Source organism: Enterobacter sp. Ag1 (assembly GCA_000277545.1).
Lineage (GTDB): Bacteria > Pseudomonadota > Gammaproteobacteria > Enterobacterales > Enterobacteriaceae > Cedecea.
On the sequence record AKXM01000005.1, the window covers coordinates 140110 to 157896 of the forward strand.

19 protein-coding genes are annotated in these 17787 nt (G+C 55.2%); 10 read left to right on the forward strand and 9 right to left on the reverse strand.

All coding sequences use genetic code 11. The annotated features are described in order from the left end of the window. Positions 1 to 8 precede the first annotated feature (8 nt). The 3 genes from secF (at position 9) to A936_RS03210 (ending at position 2240) form a co-directional block, all read left to right on the forward strand. Complete coding sequence (gene secF / locus A936_RS03200) at positions 9 to 980, forward strand: protein translocase subunit SecF (RefSeq protein WP_008454542.1); 972 nt, start codon at positions 9 to 11, stop codon at positions 978 to 980. Between the two features lie 132 nt (positions 981 to 1112). Next, the gene (locus A936_RS03205) at positions 1113 to 1478 is read left to right on the forward strand and encodes a VOC family protein (protein WP_008454545.1); all 366 of its coding nucleotides are present in this window, start codon (positions 1113 to 1115) and stop codon (positions 1476 to 1478) included. 60 nt (positions 1479 to 1538) lie between these two features. Continuing rightward, positions 1539 to 2240, forward strand: coding sequence for a helix-turn-helix transcriptional regulator (locus A936_RS03210; RefSeq protein ID WP_034807592.1), 702 nt, complete (start codon positions 1539 to 1541; stop codon positions 2238 to 2240). Between the two features lie 41 nt (positions 2241 to 2281). On the opposite strand, the gene A936_RS03215 is transcribed toward A936_RS03210, so the two are convergent. Both A936_RS03215 and A936_RS03220 read right to left on the reverse strand, forming a co-directional pair. After that, on the reverse strand, positions 2282 to 3136 hold the full coding sequence (locus A936_RS03215; RefSeq protein ID WP_008454549.1) for a nucleoside-specific channel-forming protein Tsx: 855 nt from the start codon (positions 3134 to 3136) through the stop codon (positions 2282 to 2284). Positions 3137 to 3683: 547 nt separating this feature from the next. Then, a complete protein-coding gene (locus A936_RS03220) occupies positions 3684 to 4244 on the reverse strand; it encodes a SadB/YajI family lipoprotein (protein ID WP_008454551.1) in 561 nt (186 codons plus the stop codon). 153 nt (positions 4245 to 4397) lie between these two features. Between A936_RS03220 and nrdR the strand changes: the two genes are divergently transcribed. From nrdR to thiL, 5 genes are all read left to right on the forward strand, one after another. After that, the gene (gene nrdR / locus A936_RS03225) at positions 4398 to 4847 is read left to right on the forward strand and encodes a transcriptional regulator NrdR (protein WP_008454553.1); all 450 of its coding nucleotides are present in this window, start codon (positions 4398 to 4400) and stop codon (positions 4845 to 4847) included. 5 nt (positions 4848 to 4852) lie between these two features. After that, on the forward strand, positions 4853 to 5971 hold the full coding sequence (gene ribD / locus A936_RS03230) for a bifunctional diaminohydroxyphosphoribosylaminopyrimidine deaminase/5-amino-6-(5-phosphoribosylamino)uracil reductase RibD (protein ID WP_008454555.1): 1119 nt from the start codon (positions 4853 to 4855) through the stop codon (positions 5969 to 5971). A 76-nt stretch (positions 5972 to 6047) separates the two neighbouring features. Then, positions 6048 to 6518 carry a 6,7-dimethyl-8-ribityllumazine synthase gene (ribH, locus tag A936_RS03235; RefSeq protein WP_008454557.1) on the forward strand — a complete coding sequence of 157 codons (471 nt, stop codon included), beginning with the start codon at positions 6048 to 6050 and terminating at the stop codon, positions 6516 to 6518. Positions 6519 to 6537: 19 nt separating this feature from the next. Then, the gene (gene nusB / locus A936_RS03240; RefSeq protein ID WP_008454563.1) at positions 6538 to 6957 is read left to right on the forward strand and encodes a transcription antitermination factor NusB; all 420 of its coding nucleotides are present in this window, start codon (positions 6538 to 6540) and stop codon (positions 6955 to 6957) included. A gap of 63 nt (positions 6958 to 7020) precedes the next feature. Beyond that, complete coding sequence (thiL, locus tag A936_RS03245; RefSeq protein WP_008454565.1) at positions 7021 to 7995, forward strand: thiamine-phosphate kinase; 975 nt, start codon at positions 7021 to 7023, stop codon at positions 7993 to 7995. Positions 7996 to 8080: 85 nt separating this feature from the next. On the opposite strand, the gene A936_RS03250 is transcribed toward thiL, so the two are convergent. The 4 genes from A936_RS03250 to xseB form a co-directional block, all read right to left on the reverse strand. After that, entirely contained in the window at positions 8081 to 9055 is a 975-nt protein-coding gene (locus A936_RS03250) for an aldo/keto reductase (RefSeq protein ID WP_008454566.1), read from the reverse strand. 183 nt (positions 9056 to 9238) lie between these two features. Further along, complete coding sequence (dxs, locus tag A936_RS03255; RefSeq protein WP_008454567.1) at positions 9239 to 11101, reverse strand: 1-deoxy-D-xylulose-5-phosphate synthase; 1863 nt, start codon at positions 11099 to 11101, stop codon at positions 9239 to 9241. A 29-nt stretch (positions 11102 to 11130) separates the two neighbouring features. Next, positions 11131 to 12030 carry a (2E,6E)-farnesyl diphosphate synthase gene (gene ispA / locus A936_RS03260; RefSeq protein ID WP_008454568.1) on the reverse strand — a complete coding sequence of 300 codons (900 nt, stop codon included), beginning with the start codon at positions 12028 to 12030 and terminating at the stop codon, positions 11131 to 11133. 1 nt (position 12031) lies between these two features. Beyond that, entirely contained in the window at positions 12032 to 12274 is a 243-nt protein-coding gene (gene xseB / locus A936_RS03265) for an exodeoxyribonuclease VII small subunit (RefSeq protein ID WP_008454569.1), read from the reverse strand. A gap of 221 nt (positions 12275 to 12495) precedes the next feature. On the opposite strand from xseB, the gene thiI reads away from it, so the two are divergent. Continuing rightward, positions 12496 to 13944, forward strand: a complete 1449-nt coding sequence (gene thiI / locus A936_RS03270; RefSeq protein WP_008454575.1) for a tRNA uracil 4-sulfurtransferase ThiI — start codon at positions 12496 to 12498, stop codon at positions 13942 to 13944. A gap of 251 nt (positions 13945 to 14195) precedes the next feature. Here the strand turns inward: thiI and yajL are convergent, their stop codons facing one another. Next, positions 14196 to 14792: a protein deglycase YajL gene (gene yajL / locus A936_RS03275; RefSeq protein WP_008454578.1), complete on the reverse strand. Its 597-nt coding sequence runs from the start codon at positions 14790 to 14792 to the stop codon at positions 14196 to 14198. Then, positions 14752 to 15669 (reverse strand): 2-dehydropantoate 2-reductase, encoded by a 918-nt coding sequence (gene panE / locus A936_RS03280; protein ID WP_008454580.1) that lies wholly within the window; start codon positions 15667 to 15669, stop codon positions 14752 to 14754. The genes yajL and panE overlap by 41 nt, the downstream gene beginning before the upstream one ends. A 141-nt stretch (positions 15670 to 15810) precedes the next feature. Here panE and A936_RS03285 point away from each other — a divergent pair, with 141 nt between their 5' ends. Then, a complete protein-coding gene (locus tag A936_RS03285; protein WP_008454581.1) occupies positions 15811 to 16302 on the forward strand; it encodes a YajQ family cyclic di-GMP-binding protein in 492 nt (163 codons plus the stop codon). 69 nt (positions 16303 to 16371) lie between these two features. On the opposite strand, the gene A936_RS03290 is transcribed toward A936_RS03285, so the two are convergent. Further along, positions 16372 to 17733 (reverse strand): MFS transporter, encoded by a 1362-nt coding sequence (locus A936_RS03290; RefSeq protein WP_008454583.1) that lies wholly within the window; start codon positions 17731 to 17733, stop codon positions 16372 to 16374. Between the last annotated feature and the right edge of the window lie 54 nt (positions 17734 to 17787).

The following is a 17787-nucleotide window of genomic DNA, read 5'->3' on the forward strand; positions in this document are numbered from 1 at the left end:
AGTGCGTTGTGGCACAGGAATATACTGTTGAACAATTGAACCACGGCCGTAAAGTCTATGACTTTATGCGCTGGGACAACTGGGCCTTCGGCATCTCCGGCATCCTGCTGATCCTTTCCGTCGCGATTATCGGCGTGAAAGGCTTCAACTGGGGCCTGGACTTTACCGGCGGTACGGTTATCGAAATCGGGCTGGAAAAACCAGCCGAGCTGGACACCATGCGCGCCGCGCTGCAGAAGGCGGGCTTTGAAGAGCCGCTGGTGCAGAACTTTGGCAGCAGCCGTGACATCATGGTGCGCATGCCGCCTGCTAAAGGCGAAACTGGCGGCCAGGTGCTCGGCAGCAAGGTTGTGAGCGTGATTAACGAAGCGACCAGTCAGAATGCGGCAGTGAAGCGTATTGAGTTTGTCGGCCCAAGCGTGGGAGCGGATCTGGCTCAAAACGGTGCGATGGCGCTGCTCGTCGCGCTGTTGTCGATTCTGGTGTACGTTGGGTTCCGCTTCGAGTGGCGTCTGGCTGCCGGTGTGGTTATCAAGCTGGCGCACGACGTGGTAATTACCATGGGCGTGCTGTCGCTGTTCCACATTGAGATTGACCTGACCATCGTCGCGTCGTTGATGTCGGTTATCGGCTACTCGCTGAACGACAGCATCGTGGTTTCGGACCGTATTCGTGAAAACTTCCGCAAGATCCGCCGCGGGACGCCTTACGAGATCTTTAACGTCTCCCTGACCCAGACGCTGCAAAGGACCTTGATCACATCCGGTACCACCTTAGTGGTTATCCTGATGCTGTATCTGTTCGGTGGGGCGCTGCTGAAAGGCTTCTCCCTGACGATGCTTATCGGTGTCACCATCGGTACCGTGTCTTCTATCTACGTCGCCTCTGCGCTGGCGTTGAAACTGGGCATGAAGCGCGAGCACATGCTGCAGCAAAAGGTAGAGAAAGAAGGGGCGGATCAGCCGTCCATTCTGCCGTAATAGCGTTAAGCGTTTGATAAAACCGCAGCCTTCGAGCTGCGGTTTTTTTTCGTCCGGTGATTTTCTCCTGACAGTATGGTGTCAGGAGGGGGTCAGTAGACTCGTGGTTACTGACAACACAGGAGAAAAACAATGAGCACACTCATCAACTGGTTTGAGATCCCCGTTACCGATATGGCGCGAGCGGTCGCTTTTTACCAACGAGTACTGAACGCTGAATTTCGTCGCGAAACGATAGCCGGCGTGGAGAATGCTGTATTTTCGTATAACCAACCGGCCACCGGTGGCTCTTTAGTGAAAGGGGAGCGGTTTGTGCCTTCTGCGACAGGCGCGGTGATTTATCTTTATACTCCCGATATTGTTAAAGCATTACAGCAGGTAGAGATGGCGGGAGGCCAGCTGGACTTTGGTCCTCAGGTGCTGCCCTATGATATCGGCACGATTGCGTTAATGATCGACAGCGAAGGCAATCGCGTTGGGTTGCATCAGCCTGTTTAAGCCTCAATACTGACGCTAAAGCCTGCCGCTCGGGCAGGCCTTATTTTTTCCGGAATATCCATGAGCCGAAGAGCCGATCGATTATTTCAGATAGTGCAAATCCTACGCGGCAGGCGCCTGACGACGGCTGCACAACTTGCCGAACGGCTGGAAGTCTCAGAGCGGACTGTCTACCGCGACATTCAGGATCTTTCTCTCTCCGGCGTGCCGATAGAAGGGGAGGCTGGCTGCGGCTATCGCCTGCTGGCCGGGTACGATCTTCCACCGCTGATGCTGACGACCGGAGAGGTGGAGGCGGTGATTGCGGCGTTAAGAATGGTGCAAACCTGGAGCGGAGAAACGCTGGCGAAATCTGCCGAGTCCGTGCATGAAAAGCTTCTCGCAGTGCTCACCCCGGAAAAGCGTCGGGTTGCCGAACGCAGCCGTATTATCTCGCCAAATTTTAACAAGTTTCCGCAGGTGAAAGCCCGGTTCGATCTGTTTCATTCCGCCATCGACAAATGCCAGGTTGTTCATTTGCTGTATGAGGATGAAAAAGGGGAATTGACGGAGCGGGATATTCACCCTCTGGGGCTGTCATTTTGGGGAGAGGTCTGGCTGCTGGTGGCCTGGTGCGAGGCTCGGAATGATTATCGTAGCTTCAGGCTGGATCGCTGCCGGGATATTCATTTAACAGGAAATGTGTTTCAGGAGCGACACGATCGTTCTCTGCAGGCTTTTATTGCCCTTCAGAAGGCCAAAGGTTACCTGCCTGAGAAATAAAAAAACCGGCCAGCGGGCCGGTTTTTTACAAGTGGTGGCGATTAGAAGTTGTAACCGACAACCACGTAGTAGCCGAAGCCGGTCGACTTCACGCGTTCGTTCATGAAGAACGGCTGCTCGCCATCTTTCCACTGGCCGCCGTTATGGAAGTAACGGGCCACGAAGGAGTAGTGCAGGTGATCGTAGTTCAGCGACAGGATGTGGCTGGACGCAACGGAGTTATTGGTACGGTACTGCTCGTTGCCCAGGTCAGAGTCCCAGTCAACGTTGGTGAAACCGATATAGCTCAGCTTACCGCCCCACAGGGAGGTAATCGGCACGAAGTATTTCACCTTGAAGCGGTAGCCATCCCACTCGTTTTCGTTAGACGCACCGTAGTTCTGCCACTGGTACTTGGCATACACGTTCATCGACAGGCTCATTGGCAGGCCGGTATCGATGTCGGTACCCAGACCCATGTACCAGGTGCTCTGGCGATTAGCCTGGTTACGACCCATGTCGTAAATGTAGTTGTTCGCGAAGTACCACTCTTTGAACGGACCAAAGCTCAGGTCGGTCCCGGTCAGCTTGTCGATGGAGAAGCGAGGTTCGATTTCCATAAACAGTGGGGAGCCGTGGTTCCAGATCCCTTTCGCCTGAGTGTTGCCGCCGAAGAAGACTGGCGCATCCACGTAGCCGTAGAAATCGAACCAGTCTTTTTTGGCGAACGCTTCATATTCCAGGTAGGTATCGTTGCGCAGCTGCGGCCCGAAACGGGTGTGATAGCTGCCGACAACGTTAACGCTCTGGTGCCACCAGTCGGAGAGGTATTCGCTGTTTTTTGCTTCTTCTGCGCTGGCAGAGAAAGAGCTGGAAAGTGCCAGAACGGTGCCGGCTGCCAGAATAATTTTTTTCATATTTTTAGCCACTGTTTACGTAGTTTTGGTGCGATGCGGATGTGAGATGTCATCCCTGGCCGCCGGTCTCAGGGAAGGACCTTTGCAGCGCGACTATTATAGAAATCCCTGCTCACAAAAATATGTTCTATTTCACATTCTTCTCATATGCGTAATCGATTGCGTTCACGTTTGCGCACATTAAAAACGGCGTGATTGTACCTGCTTCGACAAATTACGCAAACGTATGCCCAGTTGTTACATGTAAGTGTGATATGGATCACTATAAAGACGAGATGATAACAGGGGGTTTGCTTCACATATTGTGCGGGGGGTGTGAAAGAGTGTGACAGGCGCGCCTCGCCGGAAAATGTCTCTTAGTCATCTTTTGCTTTCACATTTTTGCGGATGAGTGGGGTGACTTCAGCCCTCACCCCGGCCCTCTCCCGGAGGAAGAGGGGGAAAACTGCCGATGATTTATTCCCTCTCCCTTTTAGGGAGAGGGCCAGGGGGAGGGTAAGAAGCGAAGCTGTGGTTGAAGCGAGCGGCGGATAAGGGGGCGAAAGAATTATTGCGCGGGTGCTGGCTGCGCGGAAGAAACTGGCTGGATATCATGGACGCGCACAAACCCTAATTGATCGGGCGTGATACCGGACAGGCGAAGCGGAATCGACACGTCGCTTGGGGCGAGAATGCTGGCCGGGGCGTCTATGGACTGCGTTTGCACATTAACTTCCTGGAAACTGTCGGTGGTGCCCTGGATCTGCCCCCATTCTACTTTGCCGCTAAATGCCGGCAGCGGATCGTTGGATTCTCCCTGAATCAGCAGCGTGGCGCGGGTGCCGTTGGCTTCAGCCGCAACGTTTGTCAGCGACATTTTCAGGTTACCTATCTGGCTGTTGAGGCGCGCTGCCGTGTTTGAACCCGGTAGCAGATAAACGCCGCTGGTCGACTTCGCGTTCAGGGCATTCTGCTGGGTCAGCTTCACCGTTTGCTGGCTAAGTTTAGTCATTTCCTGATTTAACGAACCAATTTGACTGCGCATCTGACGCACTTCAGTTTGCTGGGCACAAGCGGTCAGGCTTATCAGGCTTGAAACCAGGATAATTCTTAAGTAAGTCTTTGTCATGGTTAGTTTTTCCTTGCTAAGGTTCGCTGATTTAAGCGTAGTTCTTCGCGCTTGAAAAGTCATATTTGATGTTGCAGTGTCGGCGCTGTCTTTGTACTCCCGCAACTTCGCGGTAAACTATTGTTCATCTTTATAATCCCAGCAGGAAACGCTATGCATTGCCCATTCTGTTTCGCCGTGGACACCAAAGTTATTGACTCTCGCCTGGTGGGTGAAGGTTCCTCCGTACGCCGTCGGCGCCAGTGTCTGGTCTGTCACGAACGCTTCACGACTTTCGAGGTTGCGGAGCTGGTGATGCCGAGAGTGGTGAAGAGTAATGAGGTGCGCGAGCCGTTTAACGAAGACAAACTGCGCAGCGGCATCCTGAAAGCGCTGGAAAAACGTCCGGTCAATTCTGACGACGTGGAAATGGCCATCAGCCATATTAAGTCGCACCTTCGAGCAACCGGCGAACGCGAAATCCCGAGTAAACTCATCGGTAACCTGGTGATGGAGCAGCTCAAAAAGCTGGATAAAGTCGCCTATATTCGCTTTGCTTCGGTCTACCGTAGCTTTGAAGATATCAAAGAATTTGGTGAAGAAATCGCCCGTTTACAGGATTAATGCCGATGTCCCTTGATGAACAGTTTATGGCTCGAGCGCTTGAGCTGGCTAAGCGCGGGCGTTTTACCACTGCACCGAACCCGAATGTCGGCTGCGTGATAGTTAAAGACGGCAATATTGTGGGGGAAGGGTTCCACTTTCGCGCCGGGGAACCTCATGCGGAAGTTCACGCTTTGCGCATGGCAGGCGAACAGGCCCGGGGCGCAACGGCCTATGTCACGCTCGAACCCTGCAGCCACCATGGCCGCACGCCACCGTGCTGTGATGCCTTGATTGCCGCAGGCGTTTCTCGCGTGGTAGCCGCCATGCAGGATCCTAACCCGCAGGTTGCCGGCCGCGGCCTCTACCGCTTGCAGCAGGCTGGCATTGAAGTCAGCCACGGCCTGATGATGAACGAAGCTGAAGCGCTGAACCGCGGGTTCCTCAAGCGTATGCGCACGGGTTTTCCATTTATCCAGCTTAAGCTTGGTGCTTCGCTGGACGGCCGTACCGCGATGGCAAGCGGAGAGAGCAAATGGATTACCTCTCCCCAGGCGCGTCGCGATGTGCAGCGCCAGCGCGCGCAAAGTGCCGCGATTCTTTCCAGCGACGCGACCGTATTGGCAGATAACCCGTCATTAACGGTTCGTTGGGATGAGCTGGATAGCGCCAGCCAGGCTATTTATTCCCAACAGGATTTACGTCAGCCGATTCGCATTGTGCTGGATCGTCAAAACCGGGTAACGCCACAGCACCAAATTATTGCCAATCCGGGGCAAACCTGGCTTGCCCGCAGCCAGGCGGATGAACAATCCTGGCCGGAGGACGTCGAGCAACTGCTGGTGCCTGAACATAATGGGCATCTTGATTTGGTCGTGTTAATGATGCAGCTTGGCAAACGCCAGGTGAATTCTGTCTGGGTTGAGGCCGGGGCAACGCTTGCCGGGGCGCTGTTACAGGCAGGCCTGGTGGATGAGCTGATTGTCTATGTCGCGCCAAAATTATTAGGCAATGATGCCCGCGGTTTGTGCGAGCTTCCTGGCCTTGAAAAACTTGCTGATGCGCCGGCGTTCAGCTTTAGCGAAGTCCGCCAGGTTGGCCCCGATTTGTGCCTGCATTTGACGCCCATTTACGGACGCCAGTAAAACGTAAGCAGTCACGAAAAGATTATGATAAAATCCGCCCCCCTGCGGGGCTAAACAGAACCCGTAAAGGAAGATTATGAACATTATTGAAGCTGCTGTTGCTACTCCTGACGCTCGCGTCGCCATCACCATCGCGCGTTTTAACAACTTCATCAATGACAGCCTGCTGGAAGGTGCTATCGACGCCCTGAAACGCATTGGTCAGGTGAAAGACAAAAACATCACCGTAGTTTGGGTGCCGGGCGCTTACGAGCTGCCGCTGGCCGCTGATGCACTGGCTAAAACCGGTAAATACGATGCTGTTATCGCGCTGGGTACCGTGATTCGCGGAGGCACTGCACACTTCGAATACGTTGCCGGCGGTGCCAGCAACGGTCTGTTAAGCGTAGGCCAGGACAGCGGTATTCCCGTTGCCTTCGGCGTGCTGACCACTGAAAGCATTGAACAAGCCATCGAACGTGCTGGCACCAAAGCCGGTAACAAAGGTGCAGAAGCTGCACTGACCGCGCTTGAAATGATTAATGTATTGAAAGCCATCAAGGCCTGATTTTTGTAAGGGGAAATCCGTGAAACCTGCTGCTCGTCGCCGCGCCCGTGAGTGTGCCGTCCAGGCGCTCTACTCCTGGCAGTTGTCTAAAAACGACATCGCTGATGTTGAATACCAGTTCCTGGCGGAACAGGACGTCAAAGACGTTGACGTTGTCTATTTCCGCGAGCTGCTGAGCGGCGTGGCTACCAACAGCGCGTATCTGGATGGGCTGATGAAGCCTTACCTGTCCCGTCTGCTTGAAGAGCTGGGCCAGGTGGAAAAAGCGGTACTGCGCATTGCGCTGTTTGAACTGTCCAAACGTGATGATGTGCCATACAAAGTGGCCATCAACGAAGCGATTGAGCTGGCGAAAACCTTCGGTGCCGAAGACAGCCATAAGTTCGTTAACGGCGTTCTCGACAAAGCTGCTCCCGCTATTCGTCCCCACAAGAAGTAATCTCCTGGCCGGGTTTTCCCGGCCTTCTTTTTTCCTGCAACTGACATTCCTGAGGTATCACGCATGGCATGCGGTGAGTTTTCCCTGATTGCCCGTTACTTCGATCGCGTTACAAGTTCTCGTCGTGATGTGGAAGCCGGTATTGGCGACGACTGTGCGTTGCTGTCGGTACCCGAAAAACAACTGCTGGCGATCAGCACCGATACGCTGGTGAGCGGTAATCACTTCCTGCCGGATATCGACCCGCGTGATTTGGGCTACAAAGCGCTGGCGGTGAATTTAAGCGATCTGGCCGCAATGGGCGCAGATCCGGCCTGGCTGACGCTGGCGATCACGCTCCCGGAAGTGGATGAAGCGTGGCTGGAGGCATTCAGCGACAGCCTGTTTGAACAGCTGGATTATTACGATATGCAGTTGATTGGCGGCGACACAACCCGTGGCCCGCTCTCTTTGACGCTGGGTATTCACGGCATGATCCCGGCTGGCCGGGCGCTGAAGCGCAGCGGTGCAAAAGCAGGGGACTGGATCTATGTCACCGGCACGCCGGGCGACAGCGCGGCTGGTCTGGCAATTCTGCAGAAGCGTCTGCATGTTGCGAATACACAGCATGCGGATTATCTGCTTAAGCGGCACCTGCGCCCAACGCCGCGTGTTTTACACGGGCAGGCGCTGCGCGATCTGGCCAACAGTGCCATCGATCTTTCAGACGGGTTGATTTCCGATCTCGGTCATATCCTGAAGGCCAGCGACTGCGGGGCACGTATCGATCTCGATTTGCTGCCGTATTCCGAAGCGTTGCGCGAGCACGTTGAGCCAGAGCAGGCGCTGAAATGGGCGATGTCCGGCGGCGAAGACTATGAGCTGTGCTTCACCGTGCCGGAGCTAAATCGCGGGGCGCTGGAAGTGGCTATCGGCAATCTGGGCGTGCCTTATACCTGTATCGGGCAGATTGTTTCTGCCTCTGAAGGACTGCAGTTTACCCGTGAAGGGAAGCCTGTGACGCTGGATATGAAGGGTTACGATCACTTTTCCTGGTAGCTGGTCATGACCCTCACGCCAACCCTCTCCCTAAAAGGGAGAGGGAGCAAAACCCAAAGTCGAAAGAGTGAACCTGCGAGGACGATTATTTATATCCCGCCACGGGATGCCGTTGATATGGCGTCTCCAGCTCGGCAATCTCCTCGGGTTTCAACGTAAAATCTACCGCACCAAGCAGGTCGTCCAGCTGTTCCTGCCTTGATGGGCCAATAATTGGTGCGGTAATACCCGGTTTGCTAAGCAGCCAGGCCAGCGCTACCTGCGCGCGTGAAACGCCCTTATCTGCGGCGATATTTGCCAGCCGCTCGGCGATAAGCGCGTCGTTTTCGTTATTGGTCTGGTACAGCGATTTGCCCACTTCATCCGAGACAGATCTTGCTGTGGTATCTCCCCATGGACGAGTCAGTTTGCCGCGTGCGAGCGGACTCCAGGGGATCACCGCAATTTTTTCTTTGTAGCACAGCGGGAGCATCTCCAGCTCTTCTTCACGGTAAATCAGGTTGTAGTGATCCTGCATGGTAACGAATCTTGCCCAGCCGGCCTGAGACTGCAAAGCCAGGGCCTGAGCAAACTGATCGCTGCGCATTGAAGAGGCGCCGATATAACGTGCTTTCCCGGCCTTAACCACGTCGTTAAGTGCCTCTAGCGTCTCTTCAATAGGCGTGCTGTAGTCCCAGCGGTGGATTTGTAGCAAATCGACGTAGTCGGTGCCGAGTCGTGTCAGGCTTTCGTCGATCGAACGCAGGATCTGTGGGCGGGAGAGGCCCTGAGGCAGATCGCCAACTTTGTTGTAAACCTTAGTGGCAACCACAACGTCCTGGCGGCGAGCGAAGTCGCGCAGCGCGCGGCCTAAAATCTCTTCGCTGCTGCCGTCGGAGTAGTTATTTGAGGTGTCGAAGAAATTGATGCCGTTTTCCAGCGCGCGGCGGATTATTTCCCGGCTGCTCTCTTCGGGAAGCGTCCAGGCATGGCTGCCGCGGTCCGGTTCGCCAAAGGTCATACAGCCGAGGCAAAGGCGGGAGACGTTAAGGTCGGTGGTACCTAAAGGATTGTATTGCATGATATCGCTCCTGCTGATGTTGTAGGGTTATCCTAAAAGCATAGCAGGCCGTACACGTCATCCTTCAAACCACTGCGGTGTCGGCGGCGCTCTCATACCCGAATCACTTACCTGAGTAAGCTCATCGGGATATGCTCACTTGCCGTTGTGCTGTGGGTTGAATTATTTAGTGTACGGATGAAGTTAACCCACCCAGCTCCGAATCTTAGCTTCGATCCCGGCCGCATCAAGGCCAATCGCCGCACGTGCTTCTTCCTGGGTGCCCTGAGGAATGAAGAAATCAGGCAGGCCGAGGTTAAGCACCGGAACCGGTTTACGGTGAGCCATCAGCACTTCGTTTACGCCGCTCCCGGCCCCGCCCATAATGGCGTTCTCTTCAATCGTCACCAGAGAGTCGTGGCTGGCGGCAAGTTCCAGAATCAGGGCTTCATCCAGTGGCTTAACAAAACGCATATCGACCAGCGTGGCATTCAGCGCTTCGACTACCGCTGCGGCTTCCGGCAGCAAAGTGCCGAAGTTGAGCAGCGCAATTTTTTCGCCTTCGCGTTTCACAACGCCTTTACCTATCGGCAGCTCCACGAGCGGTTCCAGCTCTGCGCCTGTTCCGGTCCCACGCGGGTAACGCACGGCGCTTGGGCCTGCGCTGTAGTGGTAACCCGTGTGCAGCATCTGGCGGCATTCGTTTTCGTCGCTTGGCGTCATGATAACCATGTCCGGGATGCAGCGCAGGAAGGAGATATCAAAAGCGCCCTGGTGCGTCTGGCCGTCAGCGCCGACAATGCCTGCGCGATCGATGGCAAACATCACCGGTAGCTTCTGAATCGCTACGTCGTGAATCACCTGGTCGTAAGCGCGCTGCAGGAAGGTGGAATAGATCGCAACCACTGGCTTATAGCCGCCAATCGCCAGGCCCGCCGCGAAGGTCACGGCGTGCTGCTCGGCAATCGCCACATCAAAGTACTGGTCAGGATATTGGCGCGAGAATTCCACCATGCCGGAGCCTTCACGCATGGCAGGCGTGATTGCCATCAGCTTGTCATCGTGGGCTGCGGTTTCGCACAGCCAGTTGCCGAAAATCTTCGAGTAACCTGGCAGGCCTCCGGTGCTTTTCGGCAGCGTCCCGCTCTGCGGATCGAACTTAGGTACCGCGTGGAAGCTGATCGGATCTTTTTCCGCTGGCGCGTAACCGCGTCCTTTTTTAGTCATGATATGCAGGAACTGCGGGCCTTTCAGGCTGCGCATGTTCTTCAGCGTATTGACCAGACCAATCACGTCGTGGCCATCAATTGGCCCGATGTAGTTAAAGCCTAGCTCTTCAAACAGCGTGCCCGGCACCACCATGCCTTTGATGTGTTCTTCGGTACGCTTCAGCAGCTCTTTGATTGGCGGCACGCCGGAGAAGACTTTCTTGCCACCTTCGCGCAGTGTCGAATAAAGCTTGCCGGAAAGCAGCTGCGCCAGATGGTTGTTCAGCGCGCCGACATTCTCGGAAATCGACATTTCATTGTCGTTAAGCACGACCAGCATGTCCGGGCGGATATCGCCGGCATGGTTCATCGCTTCGAAGGCCATCCCGGCGGTAATTGCGCCATCGCCAATCACGCAAACGGTTTTCCGGTCTTTCCCTTCCTTTTCAGCGGCAACGGCGATCCCGATACCCGCGCTAATGGAGGTGGAAGAGTGGCCCACGCTCAGCACGTCGTACTCGCTTTCCGCGCGCCATGGGAACGGATGCAGGCCGCCTTTCTGGCGAATGGTGCCAATTTTATCGCGGCGGCCAGTCAGAATTTTGTGCGGGTAGGCCTGGTGGCCGACGTCCCAGATGAGTTGATCGAACGGCGTGTTATAGACGTAGTGCAGCGCCACGGTCAGTTCGACCGTGCCGAGGCCGGAGGCAAAGTGCCCGCTGGAGCGGCTTACGCTGTCGAGCAGGTAACGGCGCAGCTCATCGCAAAGCTTAGGTAAGCTCTCTTTAGGCAGCACTCGCAGATCCGGGCTGGCATCCACCAGAGCGAGGGTCGGGTATTTGGCGATATCAAAACTCATCAGAAATCTAAACTCATCGTTGTTATACGTTATTTATCACGGTGGATAATGTAGTTGGCTAACGCTTCCAGTGCCACCGTGTCCAGCGACAGCTCGGCAAGTTCGGCCAGAGCCTGCAGTGCTTCCTGATAGAGATCCTGCGCTTTTGCCTGCGCCTGTTCAAGCCCCAGCAGCGCCGGATAGGTACTTTTGCCTAACTGCTGGTCGGCACCCTGGCGTTTGCCTATCGTAGCGGTATCGCCGACAACGTCCAGGATGTCATCCTGAACCTGGAAAGCGAGGCCGATGCTTGCAGCATAGCGGTCCAGAATTGGCAGAGCTTTTCGGCCTGCTTCACCGGCGCTCAGCGTGCCCAGGCGAACGGCGGCGCGAATCAATGCCCCGGTTTTATGGCGGTGAATGCGCTCCAGGGAAGCCAGGTCAACTTGCTTGCCTTCGGCTTCTAAATCCAGCGCCTGGCCGCCACACATACCTGCCACACCGCTGGCGGTGGCTAATTCCGAAACCATGGCTAAGCGATCGGCAATATCAACGCCGGGCATTGGCGCATCACTCAGTATAGAAAACGCCAGCGTTTGCAGGGCGTCTCCGGCCAGAATGGCGTTCTCTTCGCCAAATTTTATGTGGCAGGTCGGCTGCCCACGACGTAAATCGTCGTTATCCATGGCCGGTAAATCATCGTGAATCAGGGAGTAGGCGTGAATGCATTCCACTGCCGCAGCAGGCGCGTCGAGCGCTTCGTCGGCGACGCCAAACATTTCGCCGGTGGCGTACACCAGGAACGGGCGCAGGCGTTTACCGCCCAATAGTGCGCCATAGTGCATCGCTTCAACCAGTGGACTGTTCTGAAACGGCAGCGGCGCCAGAAAGCGCGCAATAGCGTCGTTAACCCGTACAACGTGGGCCTGAAGCTGTTGATTAAAATCCATATTACTCGGCGTCCGGGGTAAAGGTAGTCAGAGGGGCGTCTTCGCTGTCGCTCAGTAAGATCTGTACGCGCTGCTCTGCCTGCTGGAGTTTCACTTGTCCCTGGCGAGCCAGCTGCACGCCGCGCTCAAATTCGTTTAACGCCTCTTCAAGGGCAAGATCGCCGCTTTCCAGACGAGTAACTATTTGCTCCAGTTCGACCAGTGCGGTTTCGAAGCTGGCCGGAGATTCGGTTTTTTTCGGCATGGTGAATGTCTGACTCTGTTTTAATTCGACGCCGACATGGTAGCGGAGTCAATGTGATTATCAAGCTAGCTCGTTCAAGTCGGTTAAGGTGCGCAGTCTTTGTGGGATGGTGATATACTTGCGCGCCTCGGATGCAGGTGGCATGACGCCGCTGCAAGTACTTCTTTCTATGCCCGCGTGCTGCGCAGCCAGCCCGGCTGACTAAACGAACCCTTACCGCCATGAAGTTTATCATTAAATTGTTCCCGGAAATCACCATCAAGAGCCAATCTGTGCGCATACGCTTTATTAAGATGCTCACCGGGAATATTCGTAACGTTTTAAAACACTACGATGAGAGCCTGGCGGTTGTTCGCCACTGGGACAACATTGAAGTTCGCGCCAAAGATGAAAACCAGCGTATCGCCATTCGTGAAGCGCTGACCCGCATTCCGGGTATCCACCACATTCTTGAAGTTGAAGATGTGCCGTACACCGACATGCACAATATCTTTGAGCAGGCGCTGGAGCTGTACCGCGACAAGCTGGAAGGTAAGAGCTTCTGCGTGCGCGTAAAACGCCGTGGCAAACACGAATTTAGCTCCATTGAAGTTGAGCGCTACGTTGGCGGCGGCCTGAATCAGCACATCGAATCCGCGCGCGTTAAGCTCAACGATCCGGACGTGACGGTTAACCTTGAGATCGAAAACGATCGTCTGCTGCTGGTTAAAGGCCGTTACGAAGGCATCGGCGGTTTCCCAATCGGGACTCAGGAAGACGTACTGTCGCTGATTTCCGGTGGTTTCGACTCCGGCGTGTCCAGCTACATGCTGATGCGTCGCGGCTGCCGCGTGCATTATTGCTTCTTCAACCTGGGCGGCGCTGCTCATGAAATCGGCGTGAAGCAGGTGGCACATTATCTGTGGAACCGCTTCGGCAGCTCTCACCGTGTGCGTTTTGTTGCCATTAACTTTGAGCCAGTGGTCGGCGAGATCCTGGAGAAAGTGGAAGACGGACAGATGGGCGTGGTGCTGAAACGTATGTTTGTGCGCGCCGCCTCTCAGGTTGCCGAGCGCTATGGCGTTCAGGCACTGGTGACCGGCGAAGCGTTAGGCCAGGTGTCCAGCCAGACGCTGACCAACCTGCGCCTGATCGACAACGTTTCCGATACGCTGATCCTGCGTCCGCTGATCTCTCACGACAAAGAGCACATTATCGATCTGGCCCGTGAAATCGGTACCGCTGATTTCGCTCGCACCATGCCAGAATACTGCGGCGTGATCTCGAAAAGCCCGACCGTGAAAGCTGTGAAGGCGAAGATTGAGGAAGAAGAGCAGAAGTTTGACTTCTCGATTCTGGATCGCGTGGTTGCCGAGGCGACCAATATCGATATCCGCGATATTGCGACCCAGACGAAGCAGGACGTCGTGGAAGTCGAAACGGTTAATGCGTTTGGCGCCAACGAGGTATTGCTGGACATTCGCTCCAACGACGAAGTGGACGAGAAACCTTTCGCGCTGGAAGGCGTTGAGGTTGTGGCGCTGCCGTTCTACAAGCTGAGCACTAAGTTCGGCGATCTCGATCAGAGCAAAACTTACCTGCTGTGGTGCGAGCGTGGCGTGATGAGCCGCCTGCAGGCTCTGTATCTGAGCGAGCAGGGCTTTAAGAATATTAAGGTTTACCGCCCATAAAGGACTGACCCTCACCCCGGCCCTCTCCCTAAAAGGGAGAGGGAGAATTCAGGGGGAGTGTTCTTTCCCTAAAAGGAAGAGGAAGAAATCTGAGGGAGTGTTCTCTCTCTAAAAGGGAGAGGAAGAATTCTTGTTAAAACTCTCTTCCTAAAAGGGAGAGAGTTCTGGTTACCTCGATTTCTCGAAAGAAGAGGGAGTGCACCGTCCTGGTTCCCTCGCCCCTCTGGGGAGAGGGTTAGGGTGAGGGGTTCTTACTGATAATCCCTGAAGCTATAAATCCCCGCCGCCAGCACCAGCTGCTGCGACACCTCATGAGCTTTTTCGCGGCTCACCAGCAAATCGATAATCTTCAGTGCAAAATCAATCGCGGTTCCTGGCCCCTGGCTGGTGAGCAGGTTAACCCGTGGGTCCCAGACAACGCGTTTATCCTGCCATTGCCCTTCGGGAATGGTGTCCTTCAGGCCTGGAAAACCGGTCATGTTGCCTATCGGGAACAGCTCGTGCGGGACCAGAACAGTGCCTGCCGCCGCACAAATGGCGGCAACGATGCGGCCTGACAGATGAAACTGGCGCACGGTCTCGACCAGCAGCGGGCTGTCGCGGAAGCATTCAGCACCTTTCAGGCCGCCGGGGAGCACCACGATGTCAAAATCGCCGTCGGCCACTTCAACCAGCGGTGCATCCGCCAGTAATTTCACACCGCGTGAGCAAACAATTTTCAGGTCGCCATCGGGAGCAACGCTCGCCGTCGTCACCTTGATCCCGGCGCGGACCAGCAGATCGATAGTGGTAACCGCTTCGGTCTCTTCAGTGCCAGGTGCCAGGCAGACCAGCGCTTGTGCGCTCATATTCATTCTCCTTACGTTTAACCTGCTCATAGAGCCGGGCATTCACAGGCACAGGGACGCCGTGAGCTCTCGCTCTGCGCAGCAGGTAGCCGGTGATATAGTCAATTTCCGTGTGGCGCTCCAGGCGGATGTCCTGCAGCATCGATGAGGTATTTTCTGCCGTGCTTTCTATCACCTGCCCGACATAATCCAGCAGGTTTTCGGGTGAGGTGTGGTGGCCCTCGCGCGTCATTACCTGGGCGACTTCTTCACAAATGCTGGTCACCTCATCGAGATGATTCTTCAATTCGCCGTTAGTGCAGTTGTACAGCGCGGTCAGCGGGTTTATCACGCAGTTTACCGCGAGTTTGTTCCAGCTCGCCGGCTGGATATTGTTATGCCAGGCCACATCGGGCAGCGCGGCATGGAGTGTATCTGCAAGGTAGCTAAAGTCGCTGGCTTTAGCGTTCCCCGGGCCAACGTGAGTGATGCCGGAAGCGACGTGCACAATCACGTTTCCGTCTCTTTTCGCGGCCTGAGTGGTTAATCCGAGCAACAAAGGTTGGGGCAATCCGTTTAGCTCATCCAGCGTCCCCATCCCGTTATGCAGCAACAATATCGGGCAGCTCGAAGGCAGTTGGGCTGCCAAAGTGCGCACGGCATCAGAAACCTGCCACGCTTTGAGCGCCACCAGCAGGAGGTCGCTGGTGGCGAGAAATTCGGGATCGTTAGCCGTGAAGGACTCGTTAAAGACGCTACCATCGGTGGTATCGAGCAGATTGACGTGGCAATACGGCTGCGGCACACGCAGCCAGCCCTGAAGCTCATGCCCTTGCTTGTGAAGTGCGGTCAACCAGAGCTGACCCAGCGCACCGCAACCCAGCACGGTGATTTTCATTATTGCCTCCCCCATTCGCACACTGCGCGAATGCTAAACTTACTTTCTATTATAGCGTTATCGGCTTCCCGGCTCTTTAACAGGTTGTTTTGCGCAGCCCAGCGGGTATTATGCAACGCAAACCAGAGAGGGAGAAAACACATGCCATCTTTTGATATCGTTTCTGAAATCGACCTGCAGGAAGTAAACAACGCGGTAGAGAACGCCGAGCGCGAGCTGGCGACCCGTTTTGACTTCCGTAACGTGCCGGCAAGCTTTGAACTGAATGAAAAAAATCAGACCATCAAAGTTGCCAGCGAATCTGACTTCCAGGTAAACCAGCTGCTGGATATCCTGCGCGCCAAGCTGCTTAAGCGCGGCATCGAAGGCAGCTCTATTGATGTGCCTGAAGAGTTTGTTCACAGCGGCAAAACCTGGAGCGTGGAAGCTAAGCTGAAACAGGGTATTGAAGCAAGCGTTGCGAAGAAAATCATTAAGCTGATTAAAGACAGCAAGCTGAAGGTTCAGACCCAGATTCAGGGCGAAGAGATCCGCGTGACGGGTAAAGCTCGCGATGATTTACAGGCCGTAATGGCGCTGATTCGTGGCGGCAATCTGGGGCAGCCGTTCCAGTTTAAGAACTTCCGCGACTGATTCACGCCCTCTGCTGAAACATGAGAGGGCATGCTGCTTAATCCCTCACCGCATCAGGTGAGGGATGTTCTATCCTTTCACCACCTGCTCAATCTCATATCTGTTCGTCAGCTTGCTGTCGATTTTCACATACGCGCTGCGTTCTTCTGGAATGATGTTTGCTTCACTCACGCCTGGCTGAGCCAGCAGCCTTTCACGCAAATATTCGTCGTTCGCACTGCTTTCCGGCAGCTCAATGCGCAGGCTGCTAACGTAAGGCGGCTCCTGCATTGTCCAGCTGACGAATAGCCAGACCATCGCCAGCACCGCGCCTGCCAGGAAGACGGTTTGCGAATCAAACAGCCCGTTCAGCCAGCCGCCTAGCGAGCCGCCGATGGCTACGCCGATAAACTGGCTGGTGGAGTAGATGCCCATGGCGGTGCCTTTGTAGCCCGCCGGAGATTCTTTGCTGATAAGTGAAGGCAGAATCGCTTCCATCAGGTTAAAGGCGAGGAAGAACAGCTGCACGCCAATCACCAGATCCCAGAAGTGCGGGCCCGCGCCCCAAAGCACGATCTCGGCAATCAGAAGTACCGCCACGCAGCCCACAAAGACGTGCTTCATGCGGCGTTTAACTTCGGCATAAATAATGAAGGGTACGACCGAAACAAACGAAATCAGCATGGTGCAGAGATAGACTTTCCAGTGCTGAGCCGCTGGAAACCCCGCTTGTTCAAGCTGGCCCGGTAGGGCGACAAAGGTGGACATCAGCATGATGTGCAGGCACATGATGCCGAAATTCAGCTTCAGCAGCTTTGGCTCCATCATCACTTTGCGGAAGCAGCCTTTGACCATTCCCGACTCGCGGTTAAGCACGTGCGTTTTGCTATTCGGGACCAGCCAAATCGTAATCAGAATGCCGCAGCTGGCTAAGACGGCAATCATCCAGAACAGCGCCTGCAGGCCAAGCGCCTGAGTAATGATCGGGCCGAGCACCATCGCGATGGCGAAGGTTACCCCGAAGCTGACGCCGATAAAGGCCATCGCTTTGGTTCGGTTCTGTTCACGGGTTAGATCGGAGAGTAACGCCATAACAGCGGCGGCGATTGCGCCGGAGCCCTGCAGCGCACGGCCTAAAATGACGCCCCAAATGGAGTCGCTCAGGGCGGCAATAACGCTGCCGAGCACAAAGATAGCCAGCCCGCCAACGATAAGCGGCTTGCGGCCAATACGGTCAGAAAGCAGGCCGAAAGGGATCTGGAAGACGGCTTGCGCCAGGCCATAAATGCCGATTGCCAGGCCGATGAGCGCTTCGCTTGCGCCCTGCAGCGCCATACCCCAGGTGGTAAGAACCGGCAATACCATAAACATACCCAGCATACGCAGGGAAAAGACAGTGCCTAAACCCCACGTCGCACGCAGCTCGACGGGCGTCATTTTGTAATCGTTCATTACCACCTCAGATAAAAAGTCGGCCTTAGTGTAGTGCGAGGGCAGGGGAGGGTA